This window comes from Pseudomonas wenzhouensis, assembly GCF_021029445.1.
Classification (GTDB): Bacteria; Pseudomonadota; Gammaproteobacteria; order Pseudomonadales; family Pseudomonadaceae; genus Aquipseudomonas; species Aquipseudomonas wenzhouensis.
The window spans coordinates 2372193-2388930 of record NZ_CP072610.1 but is presented as its reverse complement, the minus strand read 5'-3'; the positions used below and the strand labels follow the sequence as shown (position 1 = coordinate 2388930).

The following is a 16738-nucleotide window of genomic DNA, read 5'->3' as shown; positions in this document are numbered from 1 at the left end:
TTTGCGGCTGTTTAGCCTTTGTCGATGCCAGATATGGGTTTTCCATGCCTGTTGGTTGTGGCGCTAACCTCCTTGTCAGCTGTACAGCGACGCCTGTGGGCCCTGACCGCTGAGCAGCCAGTGGCCGAGGTCGCGCACCTTGTAGTCGATGGGGTCGTGCAGGCTGTGCACGCGCACGTTGCGCCAGAAGCGGTCGAAGCCGTAGCGCGAGCTGGTAGCGCGGGCGCCCATGGCTTCGAAAATCTGGCTGGTGATGTCGAGGGCAGCGCGCACCGCCACCACCTTGGCCTCGCTGATGGCCAGCGCCACTTCGGCGCGTTCGGCGGCTGTCAGCGCCGGTTTTTCCCAGGCGGCTTGCAGGCGCTGTGCGGCGTGCTCGGCCAGGGGCAGGGCGCTGCGGTAGCGCAGCCATAGCTCACCGTAGCGCTGCTGGATGAAGGGATCGTCGCTGGCATTCGCCACGCCCGACGCCGGCCAGGCGCGGCTCTGCTCGCGGGTGTAACGCAGCGCTGCGTCCAGCGCGCCCTGGGCGTTCCCCAGGTAAAGCTGGGTGAGGATCAGCTGTGACAGGCAGGCCCGCAGGGTGGTACGCGGGCTGGGGCCAACCGGGCCAAGCAGCTCGCCGGCATCGACGAACACCTGCTCGAACTGCACCGTGCCGCTGTCGGTCTGACGCTGGCCGAAGCCGTCCCAGTCGCTGTTCACCGCCAGGCCTTCGCGCTGGCTGGGCAGCACGATGAATACGCGATCCTCAGGGTTCTTGCCGCGCGGTGCGCTGATCACCAGCGCATCGGCGCCGAGCGCACCGGAGCAGAACGATTTGCTGCCATTGAGCTCGTAATGTTCCTCACGCGTGCTGAGCTTGAGGCCGGTGTCGCGCCCATTGGTGGCATTGCCCCAGAACCAGCGCTCCTGCACCGTGCGCGTCAACCAGTGGCGCTGCTGATCGGGGGTGCCGAACAGCAGAATGGTGGCCACCTGCAGGTGCTGGAAGGCGAACAGGTGGGCCAGTGAGCTGTCCACCGCCGCCAGGTAGCGCACGATGCGGTAGATTTCCGGCCAGGCCACGCCCTGACCACCGTATTGCTGCGGCACGGCCAGGGTCAGCAGGCCGCTCTCACGGATCAATTCGCGTTCGGCCTGGGCGCTGCCGCCAGCACGATCACGCTCCACCGCGCTTACCGCCAGGCGCCTTGCCAGGCGTTCGACCTTGGCCGTGCGGCTGCCGAAGTCCACGGGGAACAGATGCGCGGCGAACAGCGGTTCGTCGCGCAGGCTGGGATGTAGGCGGGCCTCGGCACTCATTGCGGGCTCCAGATGCTGACTTCGCGGGCATCCAGCGAGGTCGGCAGCAGGCTGGCGCCGTAGAAGGCATCGGCGATCTTCTGCTGCTCGGCGAGGCTATCCGGCTGTACCAGACGCACCTGGTAGCTGCGCTTGGCGTTGGCTTTCTCGACGATGGCCGGGTCGAGGTTGCCCCACAGCGGGCCAAGGATTTCGGCCGCCTGGCGCGGGTTGGCGCGCAGCCAGTCGCCGGTCTTCACCAGCTCGGCAAACACGGTCTGCAGCACCTGTGGGTGGTTCTTGGCGAAGGTGGCGCTGGTCAGGTAGTAGCGCTGGTAATCGGCCAGCCCCCTGCCGTCGGCGAGAATGCGCGTCGGCAGCTGTTGCTGCGCGCCGCTGAGGAAGGGTTCCCAGGTGACCCAGGCGTCCACCTTGCGGTTCTCGAAGGCGGCGCGGCCGTCGGCTGGGGTCAGGTAGGCCGGTTCGATGTCGCTGAACTTCAGGCCAGCCTTGTTCAGCGCGGCGATCAGCAGGTAATGCACACCGGCTGCCTTGGTCACGGCGACCTTTTTGCCCTTGATGTCGGCCAGGGTTTTGATCGGCGAATCCTCGCGCACGATGATCGCTTGCGCACTGGGGGAGGGTGCTTCCTGGGCAAAATAGGCGAGGTCGGCGCCGGCGGCCTGGGCGAATACCGGCACGGTGTCGGCGACATCGGCGGAGAGGTCGATATTGCCGACGTTGAGCGCCTCCAGCAGCGGTTGGCCGTTGGGGAATTCGTGCCAGCTGATCTTGATGTCCTGATCGGCCAGCGCTTTTTCCAGGGTGCCCTGGCTCTTCAGCAGGCTGATCAGCGTGGAGGACTTCTGGTAGCCGATGCGCAGTTGCTCGGCGGCCTCGGTGAGCGGAGCGACGAACAGGCCGATGGCCAGCGAGGCGGCGATCAGTGTGCTGCGTTTGGAATGAGTGTGGGGCATGGCGGCTCTCGGTACGAACACGTGCCGGCCATGGGGGCGGCGGATCACGCGTACTTCAGTGTTGAGGGAAAGAAGTCCGGTGATCCGGTGGAGAGAAGCTAGACGATCTAAAAAACAGCCAGCAAATAATTTTTAGGAATTAGCTTAGAGGTAAGCCTGATTTCAGGCTTATATTCCTTTTGGTTACTAAAAGATGAAAAATAATTCTTTCAGGGATTAACGCGTATTTCGTAGATTAGCCACCAGCCGACAGCGGACCACCGCATCGGGCCCGAATCAGGGGCTCTTTGCCAATCCGCCGAGACCAGCGCCACGTACGCTGTCCTGCCGAGCCCCTGTGCAGTGCCAACCCCAGAACAGCACTCAAAGCACTTGGAGCATCGAGCATCATGAAAAAAACCACCCTGGCCTTGGCCGTAGCCGCCACCACCCTGAGCCAAGTGGCCTCTGCCGATTTCATCAGTGACAGCAAGGCCACCCTCGACCTGCGCAACCTGTACTTCAACTCCGACAACCGTGAAAGTCAGAACTACTCCGGCCAGACCGAAGAGTGGGGCCAGGGCTTCATCCTCAACTTCCAGTCCGGTTACACCGAAGGCACGGTCGGCTTCGGCATTGACGCCATCGGCCTGCTCGGCGTGCGCCTGGACGGTGGCGGTCGCAACGTCACGCCCGCCAAGGCTGGCCAGGACCGTACCCCGGGGCAACTGTTCCCGCTGGATACTGACGGGTCGGCCGTCAGTGACTACAGCAAGGCCGGCGTGACCGCCAAGGCGCGTATTTCCAAGACCGAGCTGCGCATCGGCACCCTGCAACCGAAGCTACCGGTCGTGACCTTCAACGATGGTCGCCTGCTCCCGCAACTGTTCGAGGGCGGGCAGATCACCTCCAGCGAGATCGACGGCCTGACCCTCACCGCCGGCCAGTTGGAGCACGCCAAGGGGCGTAGTTCCACCGATTCGCGTGGCCTGTCGATCGCCGGTGCCAACAGCGGGGCAACCAGCCAGTTCGTCAACACCTTCTATTTTGCCGGTGGCGACTACAAGCTGACCAAGGACCTGACCGCGCAGTACTACTACGGCAACCTGGAAGACTTCTACAAACAACACTTCCTCGGCCTGATCCACAACTACGGGCTGGGCGGCGGCAACCTCAAGACCGACCTGCGCTACTTCTACAGCGACTCCGATGGCAAGAACAGCAGCGCTGCCGGGCGCGCCGAAGGCTACCGCAGCAGCGGCTACTGGGCCGCTGGCGACAGTGACAGGTTCGAGGTGGATAACCGCACCTGGAGCGCCCTGTTCACCTACAGCCACAGCGGTCATGAACTGAGCGCCGGCTATCAGCAGGTTTCGGGCAACAGTGCCTTCCCTTTCCTCAATCAGGGTGATGGTGCCACCTCCTACCTGATCACCGACCGTCAGATCGGCAAGTTCGCCAGCGCTGGCGAGCGCACCTGGCTGGCAGGCTACGGCTACGACTTCGGCAAGCTGGGCATACCGGGGCTGAAGGCATCGCTGACCTACCTGTCCGGTGACAACATCGACAACGCCACGGGCGACAAGACGGAATGGGAGCGTGACTTCCGTCTGGATTACGTCTTGCAGGAAGGCGTCCTCAAAGGGCTCGGCTTGTCCTGGCGTAATGCCAGCCTGCGCAGCGAAGTGGCCAACGACACCGACGAGAACCGTCTGTACGTGACCTACAGCCTGCCGCTGCTCTGATCCACTAACCCAGTTGTGACATCTCCTGACCGGCCCGCCAACGGGCCGGAAGGCCATTCATCCATGAGGAGATGACCATGAAAAAGAACACCTTGCGTGTTGGCCTGGCGGCGCTGTTCGCTGCCTGGTTACCGACTGCCGTACATGCTGCACCACCAAAGGAAGTCCGCCTGGACTACGCCTACTACGTCCCCACCAGCCTGGTGCTCAAGCAGCAGGGCCTGCTGGAAAAAGTCCTCGCGCCGCAGGGCATCGCCGTCAAATGGGTGTTCAGCCAGGGCAGCAACCGCTCGCTGGAATACCTCAACAGCGGCAGCACCGATTTCGCCTCCACCGCCGGCCTGGCGGCCGTGCTCAGCCGCGCCAACGGTGCACCGATCAACACCGTCTACGTCGCCAGCCGCCCGGAATGGACAGCGCTGGTGGTGCCCAAGGACTCGCCCATCCAGTCGCTGGCCGACCTCAAGGGCAAGAAGGTCGCCGCCACCAAGGGCACCGATCCCTTCCTGTTCCTCCTGCAAAGCCTGCAGAAGGCCGGGCTGGACAAGAACGACGTGGAAATCGTCCACCTGCAACACCCCGACGGTCGCGTCGCCCTGGAGCGCGGCGACGTGCAGGCCTGGGCCGGGCTCGACCCGCTGATGGCTTCCAGCGAACTGCAGGCCGGTTCGCGCCTGCTGTACCGCAACCGCGACTTCAACAGCTACAGCGTGCTCAGCGTCACCGAAAAGCTCGCCAAGGAGCAGCCCGAGCTGATCAAGCAGGTGATCGCCGCTTATGAGCAGGCGCGCCAGTGGGCCATCGCCAACCCCGATGCCCTGGCCCAGTTGCTCGCCAGTGAGGCCAAGCTGCCGCTGGAAGTGGCCAAACTGCAACTGTCGCGCACCGACTTCAGCAACCCGCAGCCGGGCGCCGAACACATCAAGGCGCTGAAAGCCGCCGCACCGATCCTGCTCGACGAGCAACTGGTGCGTCCGGGCACCGACGTGGCCCAGGTGGTCGACCAACTGATCCAGCCGCAACTGGCCGCTCAGGTGATCGGCCGCAACGTCGTCAAGGCGGGGAACTGACCGATGGGCGCGCTCAACCTCGTCATCGGTCGCTGGGCCGAACGGCTCCCCGGCTGGCGGCCGGCACTGACCGACCTGCGCGGTTGGGTGGTGCCCCTGCTGCTGCTGGCCCTGCTGGAAACCCTGGTGCGCAGCGGCATATTGCCCGCGCACCAGATGCCCGCGCCGAGCCAGGTGGCGCAAACCCTGTACCTGTTGGCGCAGAGCGGCGAGCTGTGGCGGCATCTGAACGCCAGCCTGTTGCGCGTCGGCGCCGGCTTTGCCATCGGCGCTACGCTGGCCATCGTCATCGGCACCTGGGTGGGCCTCAGCCGCCGCGCCGAAGCCTATCTGGAACCGACCTTCCAGGCGCTGCGGGCGATTCCCAGCCTGGCCTGGGTGCCTTTGTTGCTGCTCTGGTTGGGCATCGACGAAACGCCGAAGATCGTGCTGATCGCCCTTGGCGCCTTCTTCCCGGTGTACCTGGCACTGCTCGCCGGCATCCGCAACATCGACCGCAAACTGGTGGAAGTGGGCCGGCTCTACGGCCTTTCGTCTCTGGCGCTGGTGCGCCGTATTCTTTTGCCCGCTGCGCTGCCGAGCCTGTTCACCGGCCTGCGCGGCTCGCTCAGCCTGAGCTGGATGTTCCTCGTCGCCGCCGAACTGATCGCCGCCACCCGTGGCCTTGGCTACCTGCTCAGCGATGGCCGGGAAACCTCACGGCCGGATCTGGTGATCGCCGCCATCCTGCTGCTGGCGCTGCTCGGCAAACTCAGCGACAGCCTGCTCAAGGCCTGGGAAATCCGCGCGCTGCGCTGGCGCGACAGCTTTCAGGGTGGGGAGGGCGGAGCATGAGTGCGCTGCTGAAACTGCAGAATATCCACAAGGCCTTCGCTGACGTGCGTGTGCTCGAAAACGTCAGCCTGAGCCTGGCTGCTGGCGAAGTGGTCAGCCTGCTCGGCCCTTCCGGCTGTGGCAAGAGCACCCTGCTGCGCATCGCCGCCGGGCTGGATCAGGATTACCAGGGCGGGCTGGAACTCAACCCGCTGCTCAACTTCGGACGTGGCAGCGGCATCGGCGTGGTGTTCCAGGAGCCGCGGTTGATGCCCTGGCTCAGCGTGGCGCAGAACGTCGGCTTCGCCGATGGCTGGGTGGCCGACGATGCGTGGATTGAGCAACTGCTGCGTGACGTCGGCCTGCACGGGCGTGGTGATGCATTGCCCAAGCATCTTTCCGGCGGCCAGGCCCAGCGCGTGGCCATTGCCCGCGCGCTGTATGGCAAACCGCAGGTGCTGCTGCTGGATGAGCCCTTCAGCGCGGTGGACGCCTTTACCCGCATGAAGCTGCAGGACTTGGTGGTGGAACTGGCCGCCCGCTACGAGATCGCCGTGCTGCTGGTCACCCATGACCTCGACGAAGCCTTCTACCTCAGCGACCGCGTACTGATCCTCGGCGGAACGCCCAGCCGCCTGCAACGCGAACTGGCCGTCCCTCTGGCCCGCCCGCGCGACCGCCGCTCGGCGGAGCTGGCCTACCTGCGTGGCGAGGCCCTGACCGAGCTTTACCAGTCGCACATGCTGTAAACGAGCTCTTCAAGGTGGAGTACTTTTCGGGCCGTAAGGCCCGATTTTTTTGTCCGTGCAGGCTGACTGATTATTTGTGATGGTTCAGTAGGAAGTGCTCATGCCAGCCTTAATTAGCTTTCCCGATACAGCTTTCGTAGCAGTACCAGCAGTTGTGCGCGTTTCTCTGCTGGCTGTTGCACACAGGCAGATGACCGGGTGCAACAGCGGCGCTCGTCATCATTGCTTCGCCATTTCGTCACATGATTGCCACCGGGTTTGGTTGCAATCGCAGCAACGACCTGGAGGGTGCTGCGATGCAGATTTGCGTGATAGGAGCGGGTTACGTGGGGCTGGTGACGGCCACCTGTTTTGCCGAGATGGGCAATCAGGTGGTGTGCGTCGAGCGCGATCCGCAGCGCGTGGCGATGCTTGCGCGGGGTGAAGTACCGATTTATGAGCCTGGCCTGGAGGCGATGCTCAGGGCGCAACTGGCAGGCGGCCAGCTCAGCTTTACCGCGCAGTTGCAGGCGGGTGTCCGCCGCGCCGACGTCATCTTCATTGCCGTGGGTACACCCAGTGGCGAAGACGGCTCGGCCGATTTGAGCCATGTTCTGGCGGTGGCCGACGAGCTGGGTGAACGGCTCGATCATGCGTGCCTGGTCGTCGACAAATCCACCGTACCGGTGGGCACTGCAGAGCGTGTGGCGCAGCGCATCAATGCCGGCATGGCTCGCCGCGAGAAAACCGCACGGGTGCTGGTGGCGAGCAACCCGGAATTTCTCAAGGAAGGCTCGGCGGTCGAGGACTTCATGCGCCCTGATCGGGTCATCGTCGGCTGTGACGATGAGCGCGGCCGTGAGCTGCTGCGCAGGCTGTATGCGCCGTTTCTACGCAATCATGATCGTCTGCTGTGCATGGGCGTGCGCGCTGCCGAGTTCAGCAAGTACGCGGCCAACGCCTTCCTGGCGACCAAGATTTCCTTCATCAATGAAATGGCCGGCATTTGCGCGCGTCTCGGGGTGGACATCGAGGAGGTACGCCGGGGCATCGGCAGCGACCGACGTATCGGCACGCACTTCATCTATGCCGGTTGCGGTTACGGCGGCTCGTGCTTTCCCAAGGACGTGAAAGCGCTGATCCGCACGGCCGAATACGAAGGCATCGAACCGGGTATCCTGCGTGCGGTCGAAGCCCGCAACGCGCTGCAGAAGACGCTGCTGTTTCAGGCCTTGCGCGAGCATTTCAATGGTCATTTGCAGGGCAGGGTGGTTGCGCTCTGGGGGCTGGCCTTCAAACCCGGTACCGATGACCTGCGCGAAGCGCCCAGCCTGGTGCTGCTCGATGCGCTGCTGACCGCCGGTGCCAAGGTACAGGCCTGTGACCCGGCGGCCACGGCAGCGGTCGCTGCACGGTATGCCGTCGCAGTCGAGGCGGGGCAACTGGTGCTGAGTGAGTCACCCTATGCCGTTATCCAGGGCGCCGATGCCCTGGTACTGGTGACGGAGTGGAAACAGTTTCGCCAGCCGGACTTTCCGCGTATTCGTGGCGTGATGCGCATGCCGGTGCTGTTTGACGGGCGCAATATTTACGATGCCGAGCAACTGGCGCAGCTGGGTTTTCTGTATCGCGGCATCGGCCGCCCTGCAAGCGGCAGTTGTAAGGCCAGCGCGGCTTGATAGACTGAGCGCGCATTCAACCCACCCCCATTAGGGAGTCCCATGATCAAGAAATGCCTGTTCCCCGCGGCCGGTTATGGCACGCGCTTCCTGCCTGCGACCAAGGCAATGCCCAAGGAAATGTTGCCGGTGGTGAACAAGCCACTGATCCAGTACGGTGTTGAGGAGGCTCTGGAGGCGGGCCTCAACCAGATTTCCATCGTCACCGGGCGCGGCAAGCGTGCGCTGGAAGACCATTTCGATGTGAGCTACGAGCTCGAGCACCAGATTCAGGGCACCGACAAGGAAAAATACCTGGTTGGTATCCGCCGCCTGATCGATGAGTGCAGCTTCTCCTACACCCGTCAGGTCGAGATGAAAGGCCTGGGGCACGCCATCCTCTGCGGCCAGCCGCTGATCGGTGACGAGCCATTTGCGGTGGTTCTCGCTGACGACCTGTGCCTGAATCTGGAGGGCGACAGCGTCCTGGCGCAGATGGTCAAACTGTACAACCAGTTCCGCTGCTCCATCGTCGCGATTCAGGAAGTGCCGAAGGACGAAACCTCCAAGTACGGCGTGATCGCGGGCGAGATGATCCGCGAGGACATCTACCGCGTCAGCAACATGGTGGAGAAGCCCAAGCCGGAAGATGCGCCGTCGAACCTGGCGATCATCGGCCGCTACATCCTCACCCCGGATATCTTCGACCTGATTCGCAGCACACCGCCGGGCAAGGGTGGCGAAATCCAGATCACCGACGCGCTGATGCGCCAGGCCCAGCAGGGCTGCGTTATGGCGTACAAGTTCAAGGGCCAGCGTTTCGACTGCGGCAGCGCCGAGGGTTACATCGACGCGACCAACTTCTGCTTCGAGAACCTGTACAAGACCGGCAAGGCGTTCTGATACGCCTGCAGATCATGTAGGAGCCCCGCCCCGGGGCGAAGCTTTGCGATGCCTCGCTGTCCCGGTTCGCGGCGGGGCGCCGCTCCTACCAACGCCACCTGCGGGTGGCGTTTTGTATTCAGGGGATGGGCATTTCCTCGGAACCAGGCCCGAGCGGCTGGCCGTAGCTGAATTCGACGTAATTGCCGGCCGGGTCGCGCAGGCCGCAGTAATAGCCAACCGGGTAGGGTTCGTCGCGGGGCGGCCAGATCAGGCAGCTGTCGACGTCTGCCATGGCGGCAATGCGGTCGACCTCTGCGCGGCTGCCCAGAGCAAAGCCGAAGTGGCTGTAGTCGTTGGCAGCCAAATTGCGCTCTTGCCCACCCGGCATGATCACGAAAATGAACAGGTGCTCCTTGCCAGGCTCGGCCATCCAGACGATACGCGTGCCCTTGCCAGGGCGTTCGTGGATCACCTGCATGCCACAGAAACGCTCATAGAAAGCGATGCAGGCATCCAGATCGGGGACGTGCAGGGCAAGGTGGGTCAGGGTAGGGCGCATGTTCTTCACCTCCGGCGTTCAGCTTAGCGCGGGCCTTTGCGGTATGCTCCGCGTCTGCCAAGGAGATACCCCATGAGTTACGACTTTGACCTGTTCGTTATCGGCGCCGGTTCCGGCGGCGTACGTGCGGCGCGCTTCGCCGCTGGTTTTGGCGCTCGCGTTGCAGTCGCCGAGAGCCGTTATCTTGGCGGCACCTGTGTCAACGTTGGCTGCGTGCCGAAAAAGCTGCTGGTGTACGGCGCGCATTTCGCCGAGGACTTCGAGCAGGCCTCGGGTTTCGGCTGGTCGCTGGGTGAAGCCAACTTCGACTGGGCGACGCTGATCGGCAACAAGAACCGCGAAATCGAACGGCTCAATGGCATCTACCGCAATCTGCTGGTCAACAGCGGCGTCAGCCTGTTCGAGGGGCATGCGCGCATCGTCGATGCCCATACCGTTGAGGTCAATGGTCAGCGTCACAGCACTGAACGCATTCTGATCGCCACCGGCGGCTGGCCGCAGATTCCCTATATTCCCGGGCGCGGGCATGCCATCAGCTCCAACGAGGCCTTCTTTCTCGAACAACTGCCCAAGCGGGTATTGGTCGTAGGTGGCGGCTATATCGCCGTCGAGTTCGCTTCGATTTTCCATGGCCTCGGTGCGCAGACGTCGCTGCTGTATCGCGGCGACCTGTTTCTGCGAGGCTTCGATGGTGCCGTGCGTGAGCACCTGCGCGAGGAGTTGAGCAAGAAGGGCATGGATCTGCAGTTCAACGCCGACATCTCCAGCCTCGCGCGCCAGGCCGATGGCAGCCTGGCCGCGACGCTCAAGGATGGTCGCGTGTTGGAGGCCGACTGTGTGTTCTACGCCACCGGGCGCCGGCCGATGCTGGACAACCTCGGCCTGGAGAACGTTGAGGTCAAACTGGACACGCGCGGCTATATCGAAGTCGATGACCTGTTCCAGACCGCCACGCCATCGGTTCTTGCCATTGGCGACGTGATCGGTCGCGTGCAACTGACGCCAGTCGCGCTGGCTGAAGGCATGGCCGTGGCACGCCGGCTGTTCAAACCCGAGGAATATCGGCCGCTGGACTACCGCATGATTCCCACCGCCGTGTTCAGCCTGCCGAATATCGGCACCGTTGGCCTCAGTGAAGAACAGGCCGTCGAGGAGGGCTACCAGGTCAAAGTCTTCGAGAGCCGCTTCCGTCCGATGAAGTTGACCCTGACCGAGAATCCTGAACGCACCCTGATGAAACTGGTGGTCGACGCCGACAGTGATCGCGTGCTTGGCTGCCATATGGTCGGCCCGGAAGCAGGGGAGATCATCCAGGGGCTGGCCGTGGCGCTGAAAGCGGGGGCAACCAAACAGATCTTCGATGAAACCATCGGCGTGCACCCAAGCGCCGCCGAGGAATTCGTCACCCTGCGCACGCCGGTCAAGCGCTGAGGACAGCATGGAAACGCTTTTCTATTTTGCCGATCTGTTCGGCGTTGCCGTATTTGCCATCACTGGCGCGCTGATGGCCGGGCGCAAATCCATGGATCTGTTCGGTGTGCTGGTCATGGCCATCGTGACCGCACTGGGCGGCGGTACGCTGCGCGACCTGATCCTGGACAACCACCCGGTCAGCTGGATTCGTGACGACACCTATATCCTCGTTGCCTCATTGGCCGCGCTGGGTACCGTAGCCTGGGTACGCATGACCCGACCGATTCACGAAAAAGGCCTGCTGATCGCCGATGCCTTCGGCCTGGCCGTATTCACCGTGTACGGCACCGAACTGGCGCTGCAGCACGGTACACCGATCAGCACGGCGGTGATCATGGGGGTGATGACCGGCGTGGTCGGCGGGGTGATTCGCGATGTGCTGTGTAACGAGATCCCGCTGATCTTCCAGAAGGAAATCTACGCCACGGCCTGCATCGCCGGCGCGCTGACCTTCATCGGCCTGCGCGCCCTGGGCACGCCGCATTGGCTGGATACTGCAGCGGCGATGTTCGTGGTGCTGGCCGCCCGGCTGGCGGCGATCCACTGGCACCTTGGTTTGCCGCGCTTTCATCTACTCGACAGGCACTGAGCATGATCGACAGACTGGATCATCTGGTTCTGACCGTGGCGGACATCGAGGCCACTGTCGCGTTCTATCAGCGCGTACTGGGCATGCGTCACGAGCACTTTGGCGCCGGCCGCAGTGCTCTGCTTTTCGGCCAGCAGAAATTCAATCTGCACCAGGCCGGTCGCGAGTTCGAGCCCAAAGCGCGCAAGCCGACGCCAGGCGCCATCGACCTATGCCTGATCACGCGCTGGACGCTGGCGCGGGTTCTGGCCCATCTGGCCGAGCAGGGCGTAACAGTGGAAGAGGGGCCGGTAGCCCGTACCGGCGCCACAGGGCCAATCGAGTCCGTGTATTTTCGCGACCCGGACGGCAACCTGATCGAGGTAAGCCGTTATCCAGCGAACGAGCAGTGCTGATACCTCTGCAGCAAAGGTAATGCGCTCACGCCACGCTCGAATGGCCGAGTCATATCCGCCACTCGGTCTTCTCCTGGCCTGCCTTATGTCTTAAGGTCACGGGTTGCCGAAAGAACCGTCATGGCCATTGCCATGAAGGGCTTTCATCCTTTACACACAAGTACGGTGAAGATGAACAAGCCTTTCATTTCCCTGTGCCCTGAAATTACCCGGGCACACGCACTGACACTGATGAGTTGGTTGGAAGATGAGCGTGTCACGCGCTATCTGAGTGATTCGCGTGATGTTTCCCGCTCCATCGAGCATGCCATCGACCGCACCCAATTACCGATCCTGACCCATCTGTTCAATCGGGGCGGCCGATTCTTCATGGCCTATGACCGGCATGACGCTCCTGTGGGCTTCGTTCGCCTGATCAAGACGGGTGCAATGTGCGAAATAGTCCTGGCCATCGGAGACAGCGAAAAATGGGGGCGCAACCTTGGCGCGGGCACAATCCGCGAGGGCATGAAAATGGCCTTTCTCGATATGCGGGCCGAGAAGCTCATGGCCAAGATTCACCCGGACAACACGCGCTCGCTGAAGGCTTTCCTGCGCAGTGGTTTCACGCTTGAGAGTGAAACGCCGACATTGAAATCATTTTCCATGACGGCGGGGCGCTATCTGCAGTTTTTGCGCGAGGATGCCGTTGGCGACTCTGGCGGCATCTACATCACTGAAGTCGACAAAGCTCGCCTGGAGTGCCTCATCGCGCTCGAACAGGGCCAGGCCGTTATTGAGCTGGAACATGAGCTGGAACGAGCCATTGTCGTCAAGCCAGATCAGGTGGCACGCAATGTCGTCACCATGAATTCCAGGGCCTTACTGCAGCTGGACGATGAAGAAATCGAAGTGGCCGTGGTCTATCCCGAAGATGCTGACAGCCATGCAGGCAAGTATTCCGTGTGCTCAGACATCGGCGCGGCCATTCTCGGCTATCAGGAGGGAGACGCCATCGACTGGCGAATCGCAGATCGAACCCGCCGCATTGAAATCCGCAAGGTGCTCTACCAGCCGGAGGCTGCAGGGGATTATCACCTGTAGGTGCAACTTCAACTCAGACTTCGCACATCTGGCACGAACCCCGAAGTGGAAGGGGGCTCGTGCCGGACAGGTAATTCACCTGAAAAGCGCTTCACGGCCACAGCAGTCATCTAACGCAACATGTAATTTAACATAATATACATTATGCGAAGCCTTGGATAGAAAGCACTGCGGCAATGGCCGCGAGAATCGCCATGATCGACGCCGCGCTAAACGACCTTGCCGGCTTCTCTCGGGACTTGCCGACCATCCTTGGCGGACTACTGCAGTGTGCTCATTTTCCTGAAGGCATCGACCAGTGCCTGGCTGAGATCCACCGAGGAGAATTTGGTGAGCACCGCATTGGCACCCACTGTGCGTGCTTTCTCGGTATTCATGGTGCTGTCCAGCGAGGTATGCAACAGCACGTAGGTATCGGCAATGTCTGCGCTGCGGCGGATTTCCTGGACAAGGCTGTATCCGTCGAGCTCGGGCATTTCGATGTCCGATACCAGTAATTCGAATGGCATGCCGGCCTGGTGATACTCGCGCAGTTGCTGCAATGCGGCTTGGGCGCTGCGTACTGCCGTGCAATCGAGACCCAGTTGACGCAGTACGTTGAGCGTCTGCTGCAGGGCCACTTGCGAGTCATCGACCAACAACACACGACGCCCCTGCAGCAGGCGGCTGTCCTGGCTGTCGAGCAGTTGCCCTATCGCCCCCTCTTCCAGTGGCGGCGCGATATCGTGCAACACCTTCTCGATGTCGAGAACCTGCACAATGGCACCACCGATCTGCGTGACGCCGGTGATGAAGGCACGATTGCCGGCACCAGCGGGTGGCGGACGCACATCACGGGTTGAGCACTGCACGATGCGCTCGACACTTTTCACGTGCAGTCCCTGGCGCGAGCGACTCACCTCAGTGACGATCAGACAGCCATCGTCTTCATCGGCAGCGCCGCGCTCACCAATGGCCCGGGCCAGGTCGATTACCGTCAATGCAGAGCCGCGCAACGTGGCAATACCGCGCACATTGGGATGACGACTGGGCAGTTTGGTCAGGGCGGGACAGGGAATGATCTCGTTGACCTTGAGCAGGTTGATGCCCAACAAGCGCCCGCTATGAAGACGAAACAACAACAGCGACAGCGCATCGCCGGTAACCAACCCCATGACCCTTTCCTTAAAAGAACGTACGGTAGTGAGTATAGCGGCCAACGAGGCGAGAGACTTTAATCCGCACTCAGTTTCAGGGCCACACGTCCACGGCTGGGGCATGTTTCCATGTAGCGATGGGCGGCGATGAAGTCCTCGAAGTCGAAGACTTTGTCGATGACCGGCGTCAGCAAGCGGTCGGCGGTCATTTGGTTGATATGCACCAGTGCGCGCTGCACGGCTTCATGGTTTGGCTCGATGCCCAGTTCAGGGCAGCCGGTGAAGTCCAGCACACAATGCCGGAAGAAATGCAGGTGCTTCTTGAATGCCGCGCAGGCTGGGAAGGTCGCATCATTGCCGCCATTGATGCCATACAGGATCAACTTGCCGCGTGGCGCGGCGACATCACCCAGTAGTTTCATCTGCGGCCCTGCGCACTGGTCGAGAATCACCTCGACCCCCTTGCCTTCCGTATAGCGTTCAACCTCCAGCACCAGATCCTGCTCCTCGGTTGCGATCACCTTGTCGGCCCCCAGCCCATGCAGGAACTCGCGATCATCCGAAGCGCTTGTGGACGCAATGACCCTGGCACCCAGAGCCTTGGCCAGTTGCACGGTCTGGGGTGCCATGCAGCGGCTGGCTTCGGTGATGAGCACATGCTCGCCCGGCTTCAGTTGCGCCAGTTCGATCAGCGCGAGGTAACCAAACAGCAGGCAGGTGTAGTGAACACTGGCCTCGACCGGGTTGAGCACGTTGGGATATGGGGTCAGCGCATGCCTGGGCATCAGCACCAGATCACCCCAGGCCGGGTAACGGTTAGGCGTACTGGCCGGGAAACCGGCAACAACATTGCCCACTGCAAAGTCGCTCACACCCTCGCCCAGCGCCGCAACCTTACCGGCCAGTTCGAAACCGGTACCGGCCGGAAGCCTGGCCTGCTCGGCCGCCAGGTTTTGCCGCCACAGGACGTCTTTCCAGCCCAGCCCAACGGCCTGAACGCGCACCAGCACTTCACCAGGCCCGGGCACAGGCGTCGGAACCTCTTCGAGCTGGAGCACGTCGGCATCGCCGAACTTATGAAAACGGATCATGCGGGACATCGTTTACCTCGGGCTTGATCGCGGCTTAACACTGCAATGACTGTGGACTTTATCCGTTGCGCGGTGGCGACACTATCAGAGCGCGTCGATAGTCTTCATGCCTGGCAGTGATTCGGCGCCTTTCAATCCGCAGCGCACTGCCCGTACTATTCACGGGCAAAGGCTCTCATTAGCCCCCGCATGCTGACAAGGCCCGTATTCCTCGAATGGTAATCGGATGAACCGCAATGACCTGCGTCGCCTCGATCTCAACCTGCTGATCGTCTTCGAGACGCTGATGCACGAGCGCAGTGTGACCCGGGCTGCAGAGAAGCTGTTTCTTGGCCAGCCGGCCATCAGTGCCGCCCTCTCCCGCCTGCGTACCTTGTTCGATGACCCTTTGTTCGTGCGTACCGGCCGCAGCATGGAGCCTACGCCTCGCGCGCAGGAAATCTTTGCCCTGCTCTCGCCGGCGCTGGATTCGATCTCCACGGCCGTCAGCCGTGCAGCCGACTTCGATCCGGCCACCAGCAAGGCGGTGTTTCGCATCGGCCTGTCCGATGATGTCGAGTTCGCCCTCCTCCCAGCCCTGCTCCGCCGCCTGCGCGCCGAGGCCCCCGGCGTGGTGCTGGTGATCCGCCGCACCAATTACCTGATGATGCCGGCGCTGCTGGCATCCGGGGAAATCTCCGTCGGTGTGGCTTACACCGAGGAGCTGCCGGCCAACGCCAAGCGCAAGGTGCTGCGCCGCAGCAAGCCCAAACTGCTGCGCGCCGATACCGTACCCGGCGCGCTGAGCCTGGATGACTACTGCGCCCGCCCGCATGCACTGGTGTCGTTCGCAGGTGACCTCACCGGCTTCATCGATGACGAGCTGGCCAGGCTTGGCCGCGAACGTCATGTGGTACTGGCCGTGCCGCAGTTCAATGGCCTGGCGACCCTGTTGGCGGAAACCGACATCGTCGCCAGCGTGCCGGACTACACCGCTGCAGTCCTGACCGCCGCAGGCGGCCTGCGCGCTGAGGATTTGCCGCTGCAGACACAGTCCTTCGAGCTGCACATGGCCTGGCGTGGCGCCCAGGACAACGACCCGGCCGAGCGCTGGTTGCGCTCGCGCATTCAAATGTTCTGTGGCGACCCCGATAGTCTCTAGGCACGAACTGCCCTTGGCTGCTGCGTTTCAGTGAGCCTCAGGGGTTTCTTCGCCAACCAAGGCGCTCGTCAGTGTTCGTGTGCCCCCCGGATACCGGCCGTTGCCTGTCCTTGTGCCGAATGACAGGGCACC

16 protein-coding genes are annotated in these 16738 nt (G+C 62.5%); 11 read left to right on the top strand and 5 right to left on the bottom strand.

The features are described 5' to 3' along the window. Nucleotides 1–75 precede the first annotated feature (75 nt). The gene (locus tag J7655_RS10930; protein ID WP_230924467.1) at nt 76–1305 is read right to left on the bottom strand and encodes an acyl-CoA dehydrogenase family protein; all 1230 of its coding nucleotides are present in this window, start codon (nt 1303–1305) and stop codon (nt 76–78) included. Continuing rightward, a complete protein-coding gene (locus J7655_RS10925; RefSeq protein WP_230924466.1) occupies nt 1302–2261 on the bottom strand; it encodes an aliphatic sulfonate ABC transporter substrate-binding protein in 960 nt (319 codons plus the stop codon). The genes J7655_RS10930 and J7655_RS10925 overlap by 4 nt, the downstream gene beginning before the upstream one ends. Nucleotides 2262–2650: 389 nt before the next feature. On the opposite strand from J7655_RS10925, the gene J7655_RS10920 reads away from it, so the two are divergent. The 6 genes from J7655_RS10920 to galU all read left to right on the top strand — a co-directional run bounded on the left by J7655_RS10920 (nt 2651) and on the right by galU (nt 9157). Further along, nucleotides 2651–3985, top strand: a complete 1335-nt coding sequence (locus J7655_RS10920) for an OprD family porin (protein ID WP_230924465.1) — start codon at nt 2651–2653, stop codon at nt 3983–3985. 77 nt (nt 3986–4062) lie between these two features. Continuing rightward, nucleotides 4063–5055, top strand: a complete 993-nt coding sequence (locus tag J7655_RS10915; protein ID WP_230924464.1) for an aliphatic sulfonate ABC transporter substrate-binding protein — start codon at nt 4063–4065, stop codon at nt 5053–5055. Nucleotides 5056–5058: 3 nt separating this feature from the next. Further along, nucleotides 5059–5889 (top strand): ABC transporter permease, encoded by an 831-nt coding sequence (locus J7655_RS10910; RefSeq protein ID WP_230924463.1) that lies wholly within the window; start codon nt 5059–5061, stop codon nt 5887–5889. Then, complete coding sequence (locus tag J7655_RS10905) at nt 5886–6617, top strand: ABC transporter ATP-binding protein (RefSeq protein WP_230924462.1); 732 nt, start codon at nt 5886–5888, stop codon at nt 6615–6617. Before J7655_RS10910 ends, J7655_RS10905 begins: the two co-directional genes overlap by 4 nt. A 296-nt stretch (nt 6618–6913) precedes the next feature. Further along, nucleotides 6914–8275 carry a UDP-glucose dehydrogenase family protein gene (locus tag J7655_RS10900; protein ID WP_230924461.1) on the top strand — a complete coding sequence of 454 codons (1362 nt, stop codon included), beginning with the start codon at nt 6914–6916 and terminating at the stop codon, nt 8273–8275. A gap of 42 nt (nt 8276–8317) precedes the next feature. Further along, nucleotides 8318–9157, top strand: a complete 840-nt coding sequence (gene galU / locus J7655_RS10895; RefSeq protein ID WP_230924460.1) for a UTP--glucose-1-phosphate uridylyltransferase GalU — start codon at nt 8318–8320, stop codon at nt 9155–9157. A 118-nt stretch (nt 9158–9275) separates the two neighbouring features. On the opposite strand, the gene J7655_RS10890 is transcribed toward galU, so the two are convergent. Further along, the gene (locus tag J7655_RS10890; protein WP_230924459.1) at nt 9276–9698 is read right to left on the bottom strand and encodes a VOC family protein; all 423 of its coding nucleotides are present in this window, start codon (nt 9696–9698) and stop codon (nt 9276–9278) included. Nucleotides 9699–9770: 72 nt separating this feature from the next. Between J7655_RS10890 and gorA the strand changes: the two genes are divergently transcribed. The 4 genes from gorA to J7655_RS10870 all read left to right on the top strand — a co-directional run bounded on the left by gorA (nt 9771) and on the right by J7655_RS10870 (nt 13238). Next, nucleotides 9771–11129 (top strand): glutathione-disulfide reductase, encoded by a 1359-nt coding sequence (gene gorA / locus J7655_RS10885; protein ID WP_230924458.1) that lies wholly within the window; start codon nt 9771–9773, stop codon nt 11127–11129. 7 nt (nt 11130–11136) lie between these two features. Next, a complete protein-coding gene (locus tag J7655_RS10880; protein ID WP_230924457.1) occupies nt 11137–11760 on the top strand; it encodes a trimeric intracellular cation channel family protein in 624 nt (207 codons plus the stop codon). A gap of 2 nt (nt 11761–11762) precedes the next feature. Beyond that, nucleotides 11763–12155, top strand: coding sequence for a VOC family protein (locus J7655_RS10875; protein WP_230924456.1), 393 nt, complete (start codon nt 11763–11765; stop codon nt 12153–12155). Between the two features lie 120 nt (nt 12156–12275). Beyond that, nucleotides 12276–13238, top strand: coding sequence for a bifunctional GNAT family N-acetyltransferase/nucleoside diphosphate kinase regulator (locus J7655_RS10870; protein ID WP_230924455.1), 963 nt, complete (start codon nt 12276–12278; stop codon nt 13236–13238). 260 nt (nt 13239–13498) lie between these two features. Here the strand turns inward: J7655_RS10870 and J7655_RS10865 are convergent, their stop codons facing one another. Next, nucleotides 13499–14392 (bottom strand): chemotaxis protein CheV, encoded by an 894-nt coding sequence (locus J7655_RS10865; protein ID WP_230924454.1) that lies wholly within the window; start codon nt 14390–14392, stop codon nt 13499–13501. A gap of 59 nt (nt 14393–14451) precedes the next feature. Beyond that, nucleotides 14452–15474, bottom strand: coding sequence for a zinc-dependent alcohol dehydrogenase family protein (locus tag J7655_RS10860; protein ID WP_230924453.1), 1023 nt, complete (start codon nt 15472–15474; stop codon nt 14452–14454). A gap of 217 nt (nt 15475–15691) precedes the next feature. On the opposite strand from J7655_RS10860, the gene J7655_RS10855 reads away from it, so the two are divergent. Next, a complete protein-coding gene (locus J7655_RS10855; RefSeq protein ID WP_230924452.1) occupies nt 15692–16606 on the top strand; it encodes a LysR family transcriptional regulator in 915 nt (304 codons plus the stop codon). The last annotated feature ends 132 nt before the right edge of the window (nt 16607–16738 follow it).